The organism is Streptomyces sp. NBC_00572 (assembly GCF_026341815.1).
GTDB lineage: Bacteria > Actinomycetota > Actinomycetes > Streptomycetales > Streptomycetaceae > Streptomyces.
On sequence record NZ_JAPENX010000001.1, the window covers coordinates 7,086,652 to 7,103,339 of the forward strand.

The window sequence follows — 16,688 nt, forward strand, 5'->3', positions numbered from 1 at the left end:
ACGGGGTGGCACGGGTGACTCCTCGTTCTCGTACGTATGTGTCCGGCGTTTGTGTCTGGCGTACATGTCCGGCGTCGGTGTCCGACGTATTCGTCCGGCGTCGGTGTCCGATGGGGATCAGCGCGCGTCGGCCACGGGATTGGTGAGTGTGCCGATCAGCTCGACCGTGGCCTCGACCGTGTCACCGGGCGCGAGGAATTCCGGCGGGACCATGCCGGCCCCGACCCCGGAGGGCGAACCCGTCGCGATCACATCGCCGGGCTCCAGCGTCATGCCGGAGCTGATGTCGGCGATCAGGCGGGCGATCGGGAAGAGCATGTGCCGCGTGTTCGACTTCTGCTTGGTGACGCCGTTGACGCGCAGCGAGAGGTCCAGGGCCATCGGGTCCGGGATCGCGTCGGCGGTGACGACCACCGGGCCGAAGGGCGCGTACGAGTCCTGTCCCTTGGAGAAGAACCACTGGCCGGAGCGGCGCTGGTCGCGGGCGCTGATGTCGTTGACGATGCTGAAGCCGAAGATGTGGCCGTACGCCTCCTCCTCGCTCACGCGGTACGCCGTCCGGCCGATGACGACGGCGAGTTCGCACTCCCAGTCCAGCTGCGTGGTGAGATCGGCGTTGTGCAGGATGGGCGCGCCCGGGCCGGTGACGGCGGTGGCGGGCTTGCTGAACAGCACGGGGCGAGGCGGGAGTTCCTTGTCGGTGTCGAGGCTGCGGCTGGACTCCTCGACGTGCTCGACGTAGTTGAGGCCGACTCCGATGATCTTGCCGGGCCGGAAGGGTGCGCTCAGCCGGACGTCCTCGGTCCGGTGGACGGCGTGGTCCGGACGGTCCCCGTCGAGCAGCCGGCGCACGGTGTCCAGGGCGGCCGGGCCGGCCTGGACCAGGCCCAGCAGGTCGTTCGGGACCGAGGTGCCCGTGTGGTCGGCGAGGGCGGTGAGGTCGAGGACGTGGTCGTCGGTCTCGACGCCCAGCCGCGGTGCGGCACCGGTGGTGGTCGTGAAGGTCAGCAGACGCATGGGGGCTCCTCGTGGGTCAGGCGGCGGTCACGGGCTGGTGGCCGCCGTTGTCGGGGTACGCCTCTTCCCGGTGGAAGCCGAGCGAGCGCATGACGGGGAAGTCGTTGAAGGAGAAGAGGCAGGCGTCCTCGGACGGGTCGAGGTTGTGGTGCTCGTGCCAGGCCCAGGAAGGGACGCAGAAGATGTCCCCTTCCCGCCACTCGAAGCGCCGTCCTGCGATCACCGACGCGCCCCGGCCCTTGGCGACGGTGTAGATCACCGAGCCGGTGTGCCGGTGGGCCGCGGTGGCCTGGCCGGGGCGCAGAAGCTGCATGTGAGCGCCCATGGTCGGCATCACCGAGCCGCCGGTCACCGGGTTGGTGTACTCGGCGATGACCCCGTCGTACGGGGACCCCTCCGTCGCCTCGGCGAGGCCGCGCAGGGCCTCGTAGGTCGGCTCCCACGGGTAGGCGAGCAGCGGCGAATGGGGCCGCGTCCACGTGTCCGACCCGTACGGGAGGAGGGTGCCGGAGTAGGTGAGGACGGAGGAGTTGACCACCTTCCCGGGCATCTGGTGGAGGTCGGGGTGCACCTCGTAGAACCCGGCGTCCAGGGCGTTGACCAGGGGGATGTCCAGACCGTCCTGCCAGATCACCGGGGCGTCGGTCCCGTCGTTGCCGTGTTCGTGCCAGGTGCCGTTCGGGGTGATGGCGAAGTCGCGCGGGCCGACCTTGAGCTTCTCGCCGTCGACGATCGTCCACGCGCCGGTGCCCTCGTGGACGAAGCGCAGGGCGGCGGCCTGGTGGCGGTGGGCGGTCATCGCCTCACCGGGGCCCATGATCTGGAGGCCCGTGTAGAGCAGACCGGCGGCGGCGCTGACGTCCTTGCGGCCCGGGTTGACCAGCATCACGACGCGGCGGCCCGCGTCGTCGGCCTTGACGAGACCGAGGGCCTTGTGGACGAGGGGCCGCAGCTCCTCGTAACGCCACAGCACGGGAACGGACTTGGGCTGGGGGTACCAGGGCTCGATGTCGTTGGCGACGGTCCACAGCGCGCCGGCGTCCAGTGCTTCGAGCTCGCCGTAGTACGCGGTGAGTTCCGGGGTGTCGGAGACCCGGGCGCGGCCGAGCATCGTGTCGTCCTGCTCGATGGTCATACGTCCTCCTCAGGAGCGGTGCTGGTCACGGGGCCGGTCAGTGGCATGGTGAACGTCACGGGCGGGCGCGGGGTGTTGTCGACTTCGAGGCGGAAGATGTCGAAGCGGTTGTAGTGGCCGGTGATGTCGTGCATCTGCTTGGGCTGGATGCAGCGGCCGAGGTCGATCTCGCCGTAGACGATGCCCTCGTCGTCGACGAGCGGTTCGACGACGGGTCGGCCGTCGGGGCCGAAGATGCCGGACAGCGCGCTGCGCGGCCGCTGGAACTGGGCGCGCAGCTCCTCGTCGTCCCCGGCGACCATGTCGACGATCTCCGGGGAGACGGTGGAGCAGGCGACGACGGAGAAGACCTTCCCCTCGAAGCTGTGGGCCGCGGTACGGACGGCGATCGCGTCGGCCATGTCGTAGTCGGCCGGGGCGACGGGCAGCGCGATGTAGCAGGCGGCGTGCACGAGTTCGCCCTGCGCGAGGAGGGTGAACCGGGCCAATGTATTGGTGTTCTCGCCGCAGGCGAGGGCGCCGAGCGGGCCGACGGGCGTCCGGTGGACGCGCAGCGAACTGCCGTCACCGCCGGTCCACGTCAGCTTCTCGGCCCATGTCGGCACCAACTTGCGGTGCACCCCGAGGAGTTCGCCGTCCGGGCCGATGGTGAGCAGCGTGTTGTAGAGGACGCCGAGGCTGTGGGCGGCACGCTCGTTGACGCCGATGACGAGGACCACGCCGTACTGGCGGGCCGCCGCGCGCAGGGTGTCGACGTACGGGCCGGGGACGTCCACGGAGGCGCGCTGGAGGCGCTCGAACCAGGGCGAGCCCTGGATCGGGTTCATCGTCCAGTTCCAGTACGGGTATCCGGGAACGAACACCTCGGGGAACACGATCAGTCGGGCACCGTTCCCGGCCGCCTCGGCGATCAGGGCGACGGCCTTGTCGACGGTGGCGGCGGGATCGAGGTAGACGGGCGAGGCCTGGACGGCGGCGGCCGTGAACCGGGGCAGGTCGTCAAGGGGCGGATGTGGCACGGGGGTTCTCCCCTTTCAGTGGGCGAGGGAGACGGCGGCGACCTCGGCGGGCCCACCGCCGGTCCCGACTGCGTGGGTGTTGGCGTCGGCCTTGGTGTGGGCGGTGGTGGCGCGCGGCAGCCAGCGCTGATGCACGGGTACGGCGGGCTGCCGCAGGAGTTCGAGACGCGGCGGCACCCGGTCCGTACGGCCCGCGGGCGGTCGCCCGCTGCCTGCCCTCCATGACGGTGCCCAGGGCGCGGCCGGCCCGCGGTAACCCTGCGCGGCGGCCGCGTGCAACGTCCACAGCGGGTCGTGGAGCTGGGCCCGCCCCACACCGCACAGGTCGGCGCGGCCGGCCAGGATGATCGAGTTCACGTCGTCGTACGACGAGATGGCGCCGACGGCGATCGTCGGGACCCCGGTGGCGTTGCGGATCAGGTCGGCGTACGGAGTCTGGTAACTGCGGCCGAAGCGGGGCCGCTCGTGGGGGACCACCTCGCCGGTGGAGACGTCGATGGCATCGGCACCCGCCTCGGCGAGCGCGCGGGCGATGCCCACCGCGTCCGCCTCGCTCAGCCCGCCCTCCGCCCAGTCGGCCGCGGAGATCCGCACGAGCAGCGCCTTGCCCGCCGGCCACGACTCCCGTACGGCAGACAGCACTTCCAGCGGGAAGCGCAGCCGTCCGGCGAGGCTGCCGCCGTACTCGTCGGTGCGCAGATTGGTCAGGGGGGAGAGGAAGCCGGACATCAGATGCCCGTGCCCGTACTGGAGTTCCACGGCGTCGAAGCCCGCCCGGTCGGCGCGCCGGGCCGCGCGCACGAAGTCCCGTACGACCAGATCCATGTCGCCGCGCGTCGCCTCGCGCGGCACCGGGCCCTGCTCGTCCCAGGACAGCGGGGAGGCGGCGAGGAGCGGTCCGGCGGCCGCGCGGCGCCCCGCATGGGTGAGCTGGACACCGAGGCAGGTGCCGCTCTGGCCGTGCACGAAGTCGGCGATCCGCCGCCAGGCGGCCTCCTGGTCGTCGTCCCAGAGGCCGGGGCAGCCCGGGTCCGGGCGGGCGTCGGCGCTCACGGCGGTCATGCCGGCGACGACCAGACCGGCCCCGCCGAGAGCCTGGGTGCTCAGATGGACGAGGTCGAAGTCGCCCGGGACGCCGTCACGGGCCGTGGCGAGCGCGGTGGGCGGGACGACGACACGGTTGCGCAGGTGCAGCCCGCCGACGCGGAAGGGCCGGAACATCGGCGGAACGGGCGCGGTGGTGTTGACGGCGTCGGTGAAGGCCTCGTCGCGGACGCGCAGGTTGTCGTAGGTGACGCGGCGGCTGCGGGTCAGCAGGTTGAACGCGAACTGGTGCGGGTCCTGACCGGTGTAGCGGTCGACGTTCTCGAACCATTCGAGGCTGGCCTGCGCGGCCCGCTGGGTGGACTCCACGACCGGCCGACGCTCGTCCTCGTACGCGGCGAGCGCGCCCGGGACGTCCGCCGGGTGCTCGTGCAGGCAGGCCGCGAGGGCGAGGGCGTCCTCCATGGCGAGCTTGGTGCCGGAGCCGATGGAGAAGTGGGCCGTGTGGGCGGCGTCGCCCAGCAGGACCACGTTCTCGTGCCGCCAGGTGCGGTTGCGTACCGTCGTGAAGCGGAGCCACTTGGAGTTGTTGGGCAGGAGCCGGTGGCCGTCCAGGTGCCCGGCCAGGATCTCCTCGCAGCGCCGGATGCTCTCCTCGTCGCTGGCGCCGGGCGGGTACGCGCGTCCGGCGGAGTCCGCGAAACCAGCGCGCCGCCAGGCGTCCTCGTCCAGCTCGACGATGAAGGTGGAGCGCGTGTCGTCGTACGGGTACGCGTGCACCTGGAGGGTGCCGAAGTCCCGCTGCTCCACGATGAAGGTGAAGGCCTCGAAGACCTTGTCGGTGCCCAGCCACATGTAGCGGCCGGAGCGCTCGTCGAGGTCGGGGCCGAAGGTGTCGGCGTAGGCGGCGCGGGTGGCCGAACGGACGCCGTCGCAGGCCACCACCAGGTCGTACTCGGCGGAGAGCTGCTCCGCGGCCGGTGCCTGGGTGCGGTAGCGGACGTCCACGGCGAGGTCGGCGCAACGGTCCTGGAGGATCCGCAGCAGGCTCCGACGGCCCAGCGCGGCGAAGCCGTGGCCTCCCGAGGTGAGGGTCCGCCCCCGGTAGCGCACGTCGATGTCGCTCCAGCGGGCGAACTCCGCCGACATGGCGGCATGGACGACCGGATCGGCGGTCGCGATGCCGTCCAGGGTCTCGTCGGAGAAGACGACCCCGAAGCCGAACGTGTCGTCGGGGGCGTTGCGCTCCCAGACCGTGACCTCCCAGTCCGGGGAGAGCTGCTTGGCCAGGGCCGCGAAGTACAGGCCGCCCGGCCCTCCTCCGATGACTGCTACGCGCACGGGGTACCTCCTGTGGTTCCGGTGATGAGCTCGGGGGCCTGCGGGCCCGCCGTGGTGAGGACCTCGCGCACGTCCGCGGGCCAGGGGGTGGTGCCGGTGGCCCGGGCCGCCGAGTGGGCGATGACCATGCGACCGGTCGCGGCCTCCGCACCCTCCGCGCCGAGGACGGTGAAGGCGTAGTGCAGGGAGCTCGTGCCGACCTTGGTGACCCGCAGCTCGGTGCGGACCGCCTCGCCGAACCAGAGCCGGGCTCGGTAGTCGGCCTCGAAGTGGACGCGCGGCGTACTGCCGAAGAGGTGCGACAGGCCCAGGCGGCGCAGCAGCACGGCCTCGGCCGCCTCGACCCAGCGCACGACGGTGGAGTGGTGGTAGTGGCCGGCGGCGTCCGTGTCGGGCCACTCCACGCGGCGCTCGACCGTGACACTGGGCAGACGCCGGACCAGCGGCTCGGCGGCTCCGGCGGCGCGTCTTCCCTCGCCGGCAACGGCGGCGACACGGGATGCCTCGGCCGCATCCGTACGGGTGGTGTCGCCGGGACGGGCCGGTTCTGCGCGTGTGTCCTCGGCGCGGGCCTCGGCCCGCGCGCGTTGGCGCAGCTCGCCGCGCTGGAGCTTGCCGGTGGCCGTTCGGGGGAGATCCCCGACGAACGCGACGGCCCTGGGGTACTTGTACGGCGCGATGGCCTGCTTGACGTGGGCCTGGAGCTCCCGGGCCGTGGCCTCGGCCGCCGGGGTGCCGTCGCGCAGGACGACGTACGCCTTGACGATCATGCCGCGCCGCACGTCGGGGGCGCCGACGACCCCGCAGTCCTCGACGTAGGGATGGGCGGCGAGGGCCTTCTCGACTTCCGGGCCCGCGATGTTGTACCCGGAGGAGACGATCATGTCGTCGCTGCGGGCCACGTACCAGAAGTATCCGTCGGCGTCCCGTATGTAGGTGTCGCCGGTGACGTTCCAGCCGTTCCTGACGTACGTGGTCTGCCGCGGGTCGGCGAGATAGCGGCAGCCCGTCGGGCCCGTCACGGCGAGCAGTCCCGGCTGCCCGTCCGGTACCGGATCGCCCTGCTCGTCGACCACGGCGGCGCGGTATCCGGGGACGGGCCGGCCCGTGGAGCCGGGGCGGATGTCCTCGTCGGCGGCGGAGATGAACACGTGCAGCATCTCGGTGGCACCGATGCCGTCGATGATGCGCAGGCCCGTGGCGGCGTGGAAGTCCTCCCAGACGGTGGCGGGCAGGGGTTCTCCGGCCGACACGCAGCGACGGAGACCGGACAGCTTCCCGGTCGCACCGGCGGCCATGATCGCCCGGTAGGCGGTGGGGGCGGTGAACAGGACGGTCACACCGTGTGCGGCGACCAGCTCGGCCAGCTCCTCGGGGGCGGCCTGCTCGATCAACAGGGTCGAGGCGCCCACGTGCAGCGGGAAGACCACGAGCCCGCCGAGACCGAACGTGAAAGCGAGCGGCGGGGTGCCGGTGAAGACGTCGTCGGGACCGGGCTTGAGGACGTGACGCGAGAACGTGTCGGCGTTGGCGAGGACGTCCCGGTGGAAGTGGAGGGTCGCCTTGGGGCGTCCCGTCGTACCCGAGGTGAAGGCGATCAGCGCCACGTCTTCGGCTGCCGTCTCGACGGCGGTGAACCGGCCTTCCTTCGTGGCACAGAGGGCGGTCAGATCACCCGCGTCGGGGCCCCCGTAGGGGATGACGGGCAGAGCCGGCGGGGCGGCGCTTCCCGGTGGGCCCGGCGGGTCCGCGGAATCGAGTTCCGCGAGGTAGCGGTGGTCGCACAGGGCGACCGTCGGACGGCTGATCTCGCACAGTTCGGCGAGTTCGGCGGAGCGCAGCAGCGGCATCGTCGTGACGGCCACGCCGCCGGCCTTGAGCACGCCGAACCACGCGGCGACGAGCCAGGGGTTGTTGGGGCCTCGCAGCAGGACACGATTGCCGGGCCGGAGTCCGTGGTTTTCGGTGAGCACCTGGGCGACCTGATCGGCGCGCCGCTGGAGCTCGCCGTAGGTCCAGCGTTCGGTCGGGGTCAGCAGACAGGGCCGGTCGCGGCCCCAGCGTTCGACCGCGTCGTCGAGCAGGCGGCGGGCGCAGTTGAGCCGGTCGGGATAGTCCAACTCCGGTAGGTCGAAGTGGAGTTCGGGCCAGAGGGAGAAGTCGGGCAGCCGGTCGCGGCAGAAGGAATCGGCGTGCGCCGAAGGGGAGAGCTCCATGGGGCGGCACCTCAATCAGGGAGCAGCGGGAGATGGGGCAAGTATCTCGATAATTTGGCGGCCGTCAACATTGCGCGATATTTCCGAGTCCCCGCAGTGTCGCCCGAGCTGCTCAGGGGAGGGGGAGTCGCACCCGTACGCACTTGCCCGACTCGTGGATGAGGACGGCGAGTTCGCCGCCCGCCTCGGCGGCCATCAGCTGGATCAGGAGCAGGCCTCGCCCGCCCTCGGCGTCCGCGTCGACCTCGGCGGCGCGCTCGGGCACGCGGGGCAGGTCGGCTGCGCCGTCCGTGACCCGCAGGCACAGCCACCCCTCGCCCCGGGAGACGGCGACGCGCATCCGGCCGGTGGCGGCAGCGGCGTGCCGGACGACATTGCCGACGAGCTCGCTGACGGCCAGCAGGAGGGTGTCAGCGACGTCAGCGGCGATCCGCCACCCGGCGAGCAGGGTGTGGACGCGCGAGCGGACCAGGGGAACGGTCGCGGTGGTGGGTTCGGGCACCCAGCGAACGAAGGCCCGGGTGGGGGCGGCGGCCTGGGTGCGGTCCGAAGCGTGACTCGGGGCGGCTCCCGGGGAGTGGTCGGCGCTGTGGGCCGGGGCGTGGCCGGGGGCCGGGCGGTGGTCGACGCTGGGGCCCGGGACGTGGTCGATGTCCGGAGCGCTGGGTGCGGGATGAGCGGTGGCGGTGAGCATGACGTGCTCCCAGAGGGGGTGCGCAACGCGACCGCAGAGTAACTCGTGTAACTAACGTGAGCATCGGACAGCCGTTGGGCTTGCTGTTGGCGGAAACGCGTCGCTAGAGTTTTGATAACACGTGTAACACGTTACGTTTCCCCGGGCGTCAGGCGCAAGCATTTCGGACAAAAGGCGCCGAACCCCGGGGTCGGCAGAAGGGCCGCAATGACGCACTCCCACCCGGCCGAGCTCGACCTGGCCGACATGACCTGGCCGCCCCCGCCCTACCAGCCCCCGGTGCCGCCCGTGACGGACGAGCACGGGGTGCACCGCTTCCACGGGGTCACGTACGCCACCACGCCCGGCTACCGCCCGCGGCTCCTCGATGTCCAAGTCCCGGCAGGCGAAGGGCCGTTCCCTGCGGTCGTCTGGATCCACGGCGGAGGATGGCTGGACGGCGACCGCCGCTACCCGCCGCCGACCGTGCCGGTCGCTCTGCTGCACGGATCGGTCCTGGAGGCCGGGCTCGCGCTCGTCTCCATCGACTACCGGCACAGCCTCGAAGCCCCCTTCCCGGCCCAGCTCCACGACGTGAAGGCCGCGATCCGCTACGTCCGCCGGTTCGCCGCCGACCTCGGCATCGACCCGGACCGGATCGCCGTCTGGGGCGAGTCGGCGGGCGGCCACCTGGCCGCCCTCGCCGGGCTCGTCGGCCCGGACAGCGCCGACGCCCAGGCGCTGGAGGGCGCCCACGGGGTGGGCGCCGGGGACACGGGTGTCCGGGCCGTCGTCGACTGGTACGGGGTCTCCGACCTCGCCGCCCTGGCAGGCCACCCCCTGCCGGGCATGCCCCCCGGCGGAAACTTCCCGGACCCGTACGACGCCTTGCTCGGCGGGACCGAGGCGGAGCGCCCGGAGCTGGCCCGGGCCGCGAGCCCGGTGACGTACGCGGCGGGTTCGACCCCGCCGCCGTTCCTGCTGATCCACGGCACGCGGGACGGCCTGGTCCCGTACAGCCAGAGCGAGGTGCTCGCCGAGGCCCTCGCGGGGGCGGGCGGCGATGTGACCCTGCGGCCCGTCGAGGGCGCCGACCACATCTTCCTCGGCTCCGCGGACATCGCGGGGATCGTCGCCGAAAGCGTCGCGTTCCTGGCCCGCCACTTGGACGCGAAGGTCTGAGGCGGTTGGGCCGTTGGGTGGTTGGGCTCTCCGAGGCCGGGGGGTCGGGCTCGGGGGCCGGACGGTTCCCGAGCCGGTGCGCCGGCATCCGCCCCCTCCTACCTGTTCTTCCCCTCCCCTCCCATCGCTTCTCTCCCCTCCCTTGCCTTCCCTCCTGCACCGTCCCCTCCCCTTTCCGCTGCCGTCGGAAGTCCGGCCCGTCGAAGGGGGCCCGCCCCGCAGGCCCTGCGGATACACCGACCACCCCAAGGGCCGCGGCCATCCCCGCGGTCCGCGAGAGGCGCTCATGTCCACCCCTCCGGTCATCCCTTCGCCGCCCCCCGAGAGACCGCCTCTCACCGAGACGCCGTCCGGCACGGACAGGCTTTCCCGCACGGACAGGCCGCCAGAGGCGGGGTCGGCGCGTCGGCCCGGTGTCCTCGCGGCGGGGCTCCTGCTGCTCACCGTCGCCACGCTGCCCGCCTTCGTCGTCCGGGCCGACCCGGCGAACCCGCCGTTCCAGGACCTGGACGACCAGTGGCTGGCCTGGATGGGCGGCCCGCACGACGGCCCGTACGCCGTTCTCGCCGCGGTCCTGAACTGGTTCGGCGGCCCGCTGGGTGTCGTCGTACCACTCGCCCTGCTGTTCTTCCTGCTCGTCCGGGGGCGCTGGGTCTCCGTCGGCTTCCTGCTCGGCGTCTATCTCGCCGGCAACCTGCTCGTGGTCCAGGGCCTCAAGCACCTGGTCGATCGGCCACGACCGGCGAACCCGCTGGTCCGGGTCGACCACGGCTCGTTCCCGTCCGGCCACGCGGCCGGGGCGGCGCTGCTCGTCGTACTCGCCGGGGTGCTGCTGATCCCGGCCGCGCGGCGGCGGGCATGGTGGCTCGGGGGAGTGGTGTTCACGCTGGCCATGATGTGGAGCCGTACGTGGCTTCACGCGCACTGGCTCACCGACACGGCTGCCGGGGCGGCCGCCGGTGCGGGCGCGGGCCTGCTGGCGTGGTGGCTCTGCGCTCCGGCACTCGCCCGGGAAGCCGCTCGCGACCGCCGGGGGGCGGCCGCGGCGCCACCGGACGCCGGCCTCGCAATTCCCTAGCCGCAGCTTTCTCAAGCGCGCTTCGGGTCAGCGTCCTTCGGTTACGCGCGGTTCGGTTATGCGCGGTTCGACCGACCGTGCGCGGTTCGACGGTGTGCCCACCTGGGCACACCTGCGCGCGGCTCGACCGCGCGCACGTCGACGGCGCCCTGGCCCTGTGCGGGCCCGGGCGCCGTCGGGGGTTCGTGCCGCGTGCGGGACGCGGAAGCTCAGGACGTCTGGCGGTGGACGAGAACGGCCTCTATGGCGGGGAGGGGCGCGGTCGAACCGGTCTCGATCAGCTCGTGCAGGGCGTCCGCGATCTGCGCCGGCGAGGCCAGGTCCAGGCGGACCGTGGTGAGCGCGGGCTGCTGGAGCCCGGAGAGGACGAGGTCGTCGGAGCCGACGATCGCCACCTCGTCCGGTACGGCGATCCCCTCGGCCTGGAGGGCGTGCAGGAGCAGCGCGGCGTACTCGTCGTTGTAGGCGAAGACGGAGTCGAGGTCCAGGCTCGCCCAGCGCCGGGCGAGCGCGGTGGCCGACTCCCGCGTGTAGGCGAGCTCCAGCGGGGCGACGGTGGCCATGTGCCGGGCGGCCACCGATTCCGCTCCCGCGAGGCGCGGCCGGGCGAGCGCGCCGAGGCCGCGCTCCTGGGGCATGACGACGCCGATCCGGGTCCGGCCGCGGGCGATCAGGTGCTCGGCGGCCGTGGCGCCGATGTGGGCGTGGTCGAAGCCGATCGTGTGGACGCCGGGCACCGGGTGGGACGCGAAGGCGAGCACTCCGCGCACCCCTGCACGACGCAGCAACTCGGCGGCCTGCCGCGTGAGTCGGTCGCCGTCGAGGGCGACGACCGCTGCGGGGCGCAGCTCGGCCCAGGCCCGGGCGGCGTCGACGGGGTCGCTGAAACGACCCGCGTGGAGGACGGCCGTGTAGCCGTGACGGTCGAGTTCGCTGTGCAGGTCGTCGACCCAGTCGCTGACGAGCCGGCCGATCGCGGAGATCGACGCGGGCATCAGGACGAGGTTGCTGCGTCCCGCGCGCAGGGACCGGGCGGCGGCGTGCGGGACGTAACCGAGCCGGTCGGCCGCGTCGAGGACGCGGGCGCGCGTGCTCTCGCTGACGCGGTGGCCCGGGGTGTCGTTCAGCACGAAGGAGACGGTGGCACGTGACACGCCGGCGAGGCGCGCCACGTCGGCGCTCGTGATCGAGACGGGGACGAGGGATTCTTCTGCCATGACGTCCCGTGACGCTCCTTGCGAGGTTCGTGTCTGCGGTTGTGCCAGCCTTCCCCATCGAGGTTACACGAGTTAGATCACGAGGCGTGGTGGGCCGTGCAAGACGAGTGTGGTGACCATGAGTGCGATGGGCCACGTGCCACGTCCGCGCGGCCCACCTGGCACGACTGCCGGTCTTACACGCCCGCTCCGTGCAGGCGGCGCGAGTCACCGGCCAGGTCCCCGACTGCGGTCACCGCCGAGTCGAAGCGCATCGTGGTGCGCCACTCCCTGTCGTACGGGTCCCACGCCGGCATGTCCGCGTGGTTGGGGTCGCCCGTGCGGGCGAAGGCGATCCACGCCCTGTGCATGGTCTGCGCCAGGCCGTCGCGGACCGCGGGGGCGAGTCCGGTCACGAACGGCGCGTGCGCCCATTGGTCGAAGTTGGCGAAGACGAAGGGGAGTTCGAGGCAGTGGGCGGCGCCGAGGCGGCCGCCGTGCGCGGGCGTGGGGAGATCGAACTGGTAGGCCCAGACGGGCCGCCCCGACGCGGCCCTGGCCTCGGCGAGTCGTACGGCGGGTACGCGGAAGAGCTCGTCCGTGATCAGGTCCATCAGGACGTGGACGGGGCGGGCGCCGGGCCGGGCCCGCTCGTACGCCGCGTACACCCCGGGCGCGGCGTCGGCCCCGAAGGTCTCGGCGATCCGCGCGGTCACCTGCTCCCGGTCGGCGGCGGCGTACCCGGGGTCGAGGGCGAAGCCGAAGTTGGCCTCCTCGCGGGTCCAGCCGATCATCACGTCGATACCGGTCGCGGCTCCGTGCAGCAGGGCCTCCACCGGATGGCGTGTCAGGGTGATGCCGTCGACGACGGGCAGAAAGGGCGTCGGCCAGTGGCCCCAGCGTGCCGTGCGGGCGAAGAGCCCGCCGGTCGCGCCCATCAGTGCGGGCCAGGGCAGTTCGCGCAGCTCCGCGACCGTCTTGACGCCGGCCAGTTCCAGAAAGGCGGAGGTGCGGTCCGCGTACGCGTCCGGGCCGGGGAGATCGAGGCCGAAGGGCGGGCTCTGCAGGATCACGCGCTTGATCACTCCCTGGGCCTCGGGGAGCCCGGCGAGAGAAGCCGTGGACAGGGCGCCGCCCGACTGGCCGGCGACGGTGATGTTCTCCGGGTCGCCGCCGAAGGAGGCGATGTGCGCCGCGATCCAAAGGAGGGCGGCCAACTGGTCGCTGAGCCAGGGATTGCCGGCGCCTTCGGAGTTGCCCTCCTCGGGTCCGGTGTACAGATAACCCAGCGGCCCGATCCGGTAGTTGACGCTCACCATCACGAGGTCGCCGTCCCGGGCGAAGGTCTCGCCGGAGTAGTTCGGCAGCGATCCCGAACCCGAGACGAAGCCGCCTCCATGGATCCACACGAGGACCGGGCGGCGGGCCTCGTCGGCTGCCGGGGTCCAGATGTTGAGGGTGAGGCAGTCCTCGTCGAAGGGTGGCGATCCATGGCCGCCGAGGACCGGGTCCCCACCCTCCACGTACGGCTGCGGGGCGCTGGGGCCGTCGGCGGTCGCGTCCCGGGTCCCGGTCCATCCCGGGTGCGGCTGGGACGGGCGCCAGCGCAGGTCACCGACCGGGGGAGCGGCGTAGGGCACGGCGCGGAAGACGGCGACCCCGCCTTCGACCGCGCCGCGCAGGCGCCCTGCGGGGAGGGCGACCAAGGTGTGATCCGGGCCTGGAGTGAGAGCCATGAGTCAATCCTTCCTGGGCCGCGCGCCGAGTACGCGCCGACCTTTCGAGAGTATGGAGAAAATTTGGCGACCGTCAATTGTTCAACATATGACGGATGTGGCCTCTCACAGCCAGAGGCTGTTGCTCGCCGTCCGCTCCGCTTCCGTTTTCAGGAGGGGGGCGAAGACCCGCCACAGCACGAGGCATGTTCCGGCCCCGGCCAGCCCGCCGGCGAGGGTGTCGCTGATCCACTGGGTGTGCAGCCAGGTGCGGCTCCACGCCACGGCGACGACGTACGTGGCACCGAACGGCCACCACCAGCGTCGCGCCCGCGGCGGGATCAGCACGATCGCGGCCGTGAGCATCAGCGTCACCGCGCTGAAAACCTGGCCGGAGGGGAACGAGCCGTCGTTGACGAGGACCCAGGGGTGGGGCGGGCGCGGGCGGTCGGCCAGATGCTTCAGGGGCAGCACCACGACGACGCTGGAGAGGACGGCGGCCGTGAACGCGTACAGCGCGGAACGCCAGCGCCCGTAGACGCAGAGGCAGCCGCCCAGGACGAGCGGCGGAATCACGCCGATCGGGCCGCCGAGTCGGTCCAGGGCGGTGGCGAATCCGGTGGCGGCGTCGGCGCGCGTGCCGTCCATGGAAGCAGCCCAGCGATCGTCGAGCCCCTGGAGGAACGAGCGGTCGTCGACCCGGACAAGGAGCCCGATCAGCAGCGACATGGCGAGGAGTGCGATTCCGGCGGCGAGCGCGTGACGCGGCGGTGCCGACGGGACGTGGTGGGCGGGGAGGGTGCGCGGGGAGCGGAGGAGGAGGGCGTCGGAAGGACGCGACATGGCAGGCCTTTCACGGCCTTCACCTCGAGCGGTGGGGGCACGCGGGAAGGCGGTCACGGGAATGTGTGGAGAGGGGTGCGCCTGAGGGATGCGCCTGGCGAATGCGGCGCCTGAGAGATGCGCCTGAGGGATGCGTCTGAGCGATGTGTCTGAAGGGGTGCGTCTGGAGGGGTGCGCGAAATCCGGTGAGCGGGACGGGGGAGGGGCGGCAGCGGGGGAGGAGGCTGCCGCCGCGCTCACCGGGCTGCGCGACCGGAGGGGCGTACGGCTGGAGGGTCGTACGCCGCACGTTCGTACGTGGTCGGCATGGGCATCGGCATCGGAACAGCGCCTGAGCCGGGAGGTCCTCGCGGTGGGCACGGAGTATGGCGGATCCGTGACCACCGCCACAAGGGCAAGAGGGATTCTCGTCGCGATTGCCCTGGTCAGCGTGGACCATCGAGTGGTTACACGTGCTCGACGTGCGCATCTCCCCTCGGTCACGATCTGAGCAAGGCCCCCACAAAGGCTCTAGCCGAGTACGGAAATGGGTGCTACACAGTGTCCTAGCGCTGCAGGTGACACGTGTAACAACACCGTGTCGGCCGTAGCCGTCGGAGGCGGCTTCCGCTGACACCGCCGCCCCCGCGCGACCGCTCACGTGGCGTCTCCCTCACCCGGCCCCACCGCCACCCGCGTACCCGGAACCGGTGCATCACCCGCCCGCACCCCATCCGACCCGGTTCCGCGACACCTCCATCTCCCCGCTCCGTCCTCCCAGGAGTCGTCATGGCCACGAACGAGCTCACCGATCCGATCGATCCGCCCGCCGCCGCCGACGGCACCGGTACTGTCGCCGCCGGCACAGGCACCGCTGCCACTGGCGCAGGCATGGCTGCCGCCGGCGCAGGTACCGCCGCCACCACCTCGGAACCGGAAGCTCCGCGCCAGCGCGGGCTCATGCCTCTGCTGCTGGTCGCCAACTCCGCGATGATGGCGGTCTACATGGGAGTCGGCTCCGTCCTCCTGCCCACCCAGGTCGCCGCGATCGCACCCGACGACAAGGTCGCCGTCCTGGGCCTGATCGGAGGCGTCAGTGCCATCTTCGCGACGGCGTTCAACCCGATCGCGGGCGCCCTCTCCGACCGCAGCGGCCGCCGCAACCCCTGGATCCTCGGCGGCGCGATCGGCGCGCTGATCACCCTGGCCTTCCTCGGCAGCGTCTCCACCGCGCTGCTCGTCGGTATCGGCTGGTGCCTGGTCCAGGCGACGATGAACACGTACCAGGCGGCGGTCACCGCCATCGTGCCCGACCGCGTCCCCGCCGCCCGTCGCGGCACGGCGTCGGCGCTGGTGGGCCTCGGCATGCCGATCGGTGGAACAGCCGGCGTCCTCATCGCCTCGCAGACCGCGACCCAGATCCGCACCGGCTACCTGGTCTTCGGCGCGATCGTCGCCGTCGCCGCACTGCTCCTCTCCGTCTTCTGCCGCGACACTCCCCGCACCGAGGCCGTGGCGAAGGCCCCGAAGGGTTCCCAACTCGCGGCTTTCCTTTCCTCGTTGGCCAACCACGACTTCCGCTGGGCCTTCATCGGACGCGCCCTGATGGTCCTGGGCTACTTCTCCGTCGTCGGCTACCAGCTGTACATCCTGGGCGATCACATCGCGCTGCCCGCCGGGTTGAACCCGCCCGAGGCGATGGCGATCCTCACGCCGGTGTCGATGGTCGCCGTGGCGCTGTCCACCGTCGTCGGCGGGCTGCTGTCCGACCGATGGAACCGCCGCAAGGTGTTCGTCGGCGTGTCGGCCGCGCTGGCCGGACTGGTCATGGTGGTGCCCGTCGTCAGCCCGACCTGGACCGGCATGCTCGTCTTCAGCGCCCTCAACGGCCTCGCCTTCGGCTGCTTCATGGCCGTCGACACGGCGCTCGTCACCCTGGTCCTGCCCCGGGCGGAGGACGCGGCCCGCGACATGGGCGTCCTCAACGTCGCGAACGCCGGGCCGCAGATCATCGCCCCGTTCGTCGCCTCCGCCATCGTCACCGGCCTCGGCGGGTACACCCCGCTCTTCCTGGCCGGCGGAGCCCTGTCGCTGATCGGCGCGCTCGCCATCCTCCCGATCCGCGGAGTGCGCTGAACCGACCGGTCCAAGGAGTGCGCTGGTTCCGGTCGGTCCGCGGCGGCCGCTGCCCGCAAACGACTGCTGCCCGCGTCGGCCATAGCCCCGTGTGGCAGCAGCCCGTATCGGCTG

Annotated in this window: 12 protein-coding genes and 1 pseudogene; 3 read left to right on the top strand and 10 right to left on the bottom strand. The window is 72.2% G+C overall.

Annotated elements, in window-relative coordinates:
- Positions 1-117: 117 nt before the first annotated feature.
- The 7 genes and pseudogenes from OG514_RS31915 to OG514_RS31945 all read right to left on the bottom strand — a co-directional run bounded on the left by OG514_RS31915 (position 118) and on the right by OG514_RS31945 (position 8,466).
- Positions 118-1,017: a fumarylacetoacetate hydrolase family protein gene (locus OG514_RS31915; protein WP_266900628.1), complete on the bottom strand. Its 900-nt coding sequence runs from the start codon at positions 1,015-1,017 to the stop codon at positions 118-120.
- A 16-nt stretch (positions 1,018-1,033) separates the two neighbouring features.
- On the bottom strand, positions 1,034-2,152 hold the full coding sequence (locus OG514_RS31920) for a cupin domain-containing protein (protein WP_266900629.1): 1,119 nt from the start codon (positions 2,150-2,152) through the stop codon (positions 1,034-1,036).
- The gene (locus OG514_RS31925; RefSeq protein WP_266900630.1) at positions 2,149-3,171 is read right to left on the bottom strand and encodes a carbon-nitrogen hydrolase family protein; all 1,023 of its coding nucleotides are present in this window, start codon (positions 3,169-3,171) and stop codon (positions 2,149-2,151) included. The genes OG514_RS31920 and OG514_RS31925 overlap by 4 nt, the downstream gene beginning before the upstream one ends.
- A 15-nt stretch (positions 3,172-3,186) precedes the next feature.
- A complete protein-coding gene (locus tag OG514_RS31930; protein WP_266900631.1) occupies positions 3,187-5,556 on the bottom strand; it encodes an FAD-dependent monooxygenase in 2,370 nt (789 codons plus the stop codon).
- Positions 5,547-5,960, bottom strand: coding sequence for a thioesterase family protein (locus tag OG514_RS31935; RefSeq protein WP_266901029.1), 414 nt, complete (start codon positions 5,958-5,960; stop codon positions 5,547-5,549). Before OG514_RS31935 ends, OG514_RS31930 begins: the two co-directional genes overlap by 10 nt.
- 183 nt (positions 5,961-6,143) lie before the next feature.
- Positions 6,144-7,772 (bottom strand): annotated as a pseudogene (locus OG514_RS31940) (AMP-binding protein); the annotation flags it as partial.
- A 112-nt stretch (positions 7,773-7,884) separates the two neighbouring features.
- A complete protein-coding gene (locus OG514_RS31945) occupies positions 7,885-8,466 on the bottom strand; it encodes an ATP-binding protein (RefSeq protein WP_266900632.1) in 582 nt (193 codons plus the stop codon).
- 207 nt (positions 8,467-8,673) lie between these two features.
- Here OG514_RS31945 and OG514_RS31950 point away from each other — a divergent pair, with 207 nt between their 5' ends.
- Positions 8,674-9,627 carry an alpha/beta hydrolase gene (locus tag OG514_RS31950; RefSeq protein ID WP_266900633.1) on the top strand — a complete coding sequence of 318 codons (954 nt, stop codon included), beginning with the start codon at positions 8,674-8,676 and terminating at the stop codon, positions 9,625-9,627.
- 286 nt (positions 9,628-9,913) lie between these two features.
- Positions 9,914-10,705, top strand: a complete 792-nt coding sequence (locus OG514_RS31955; RefSeq protein WP_266900634.1) for a phosphatase PAP2 family protein — start codon at positions 9,914-9,916, stop codon at positions 10,703-10,705.
- Positions 10,706-10,914: 209 nt separating this feature from the next.
- Here the strand turns inward: OG514_RS31955 and OG514_RS31960 are convergent, their stop codons facing one another.
- From OG514_RS31960 to OG514_RS31970, 3 genes are all read right to left on the bottom strand, one after another.
- Entirely contained in the window at positions 10,915-11,922 is a 1,008-nt protein-coding gene (locus tag OG514_RS31960) for a LacI family DNA-binding transcriptional regulator (RefSeq protein ID WP_266900635.1), read from the bottom strand.
- Between the two features lie 176 nt (positions 11,923-12,098).
- The gene (locus OG514_RS31965; protein WP_266900636.1) at positions 12,099-13,637 is read right to left on the bottom strand and encodes a carboxylesterase/lipase family protein; all 1,539 of its coding nucleotides are present in this window, start codon (positions 13,635-13,637) and stop codon (positions 12,099-12,101) included.
- Positions 13,638-13,742: 105 nt separating this feature from the next.
- Entirely contained in the window at positions 13,743-14,459 is a 717-nt protein-coding gene (locus tag OG514_RS31970) for a phosphatase PAP2 family protein (RefSeq protein WP_266900637.1), read from the bottom strand.
- A gap of 768 nt (positions 14,460-15,227) precedes the next feature.
- Here OG514_RS31970 and OG514_RS31975 point away from each other — a divergent pair.
- A complete protein-coding gene (locus OG514_RS31975; protein WP_323181648.1) occupies positions 15,228-16,574 on the top strand; it encodes an MFS transporter in 1,347 nt (448 codons plus the stop codon).
- Positions 16,575-16,688 lie beyond the last annotated feature (114 nt).

What these genes read in the sequence shown, in the direction of transcription:
- OG514_RS31915 (WP_266900628.1), bottom strand. Translation starts at nt 1,017, where the DNA reads ATGCGTCTGCTGACCTTCACGACCACCACCGGTGCCGCACCGCGGCTG.
- OG514_RS31920 (WP_266900629.1), bottom strand. Translation starts at nt 2,152, where the DNA reads ATGACCATCGAGCAGGACGACACGATGCTCGGCCGCGCCCGGGTCTCC.
- OG514_RS31945 (WP_266900632.1), bottom strand. Translation starts at nt 8,466, where the DNA reads ATGCTCACCGCCACCGCTCATCCCGCACCCAGCGCTCCGGACATCGAC.
- OG514_RS31950 (WP_266900633.1), top strand. Translation starts at nt 8,674, where the DNA reads ATGACGCACTCCCACCCGGCCGAGCTCGACCTGGCCGACATGACCTGG.
- OG514_RS31955 (WP_266900634.1), top strand. Translation starts at nt 9,914, where the DNA reads ATGTCCACCCCTCCGGTCATCCCTTCGCCGCCCCCCGAGAGACCGCCT.
- OG514_RS31960 (WP_266900635.1), bottom strand. Translation starts at nt 11,922, where the DNA reads ATGGCAGAAGAATCCCTCGTCCCCGTCTCGATCACGAGCGCCGACGTG.
- OG514_RS31965 (WP_266900636.1), bottom strand. Translation starts at nt 13,637, where the DNA reads ATGGCTCTCACTCCAGGCCCGGATCACACCTTGGTCGCCCTCCCCGCA.
- OG514_RS31970 (WP_266900637.1), bottom strand. Translation starts at nt 14,459, where the DNA reads ATGTCGCGTCCTTCCGACGCCCTCCTCCTCCGCTCCCCGCGCACCCTC.
- OG514_RS31975 (WP_323181648.1), top strand. Translation starts at nt 15,228, where the DNA reads ATGGCCACGAACGAGCTCACCGATCCGATCGATCCGCCCGCCGCCGCC.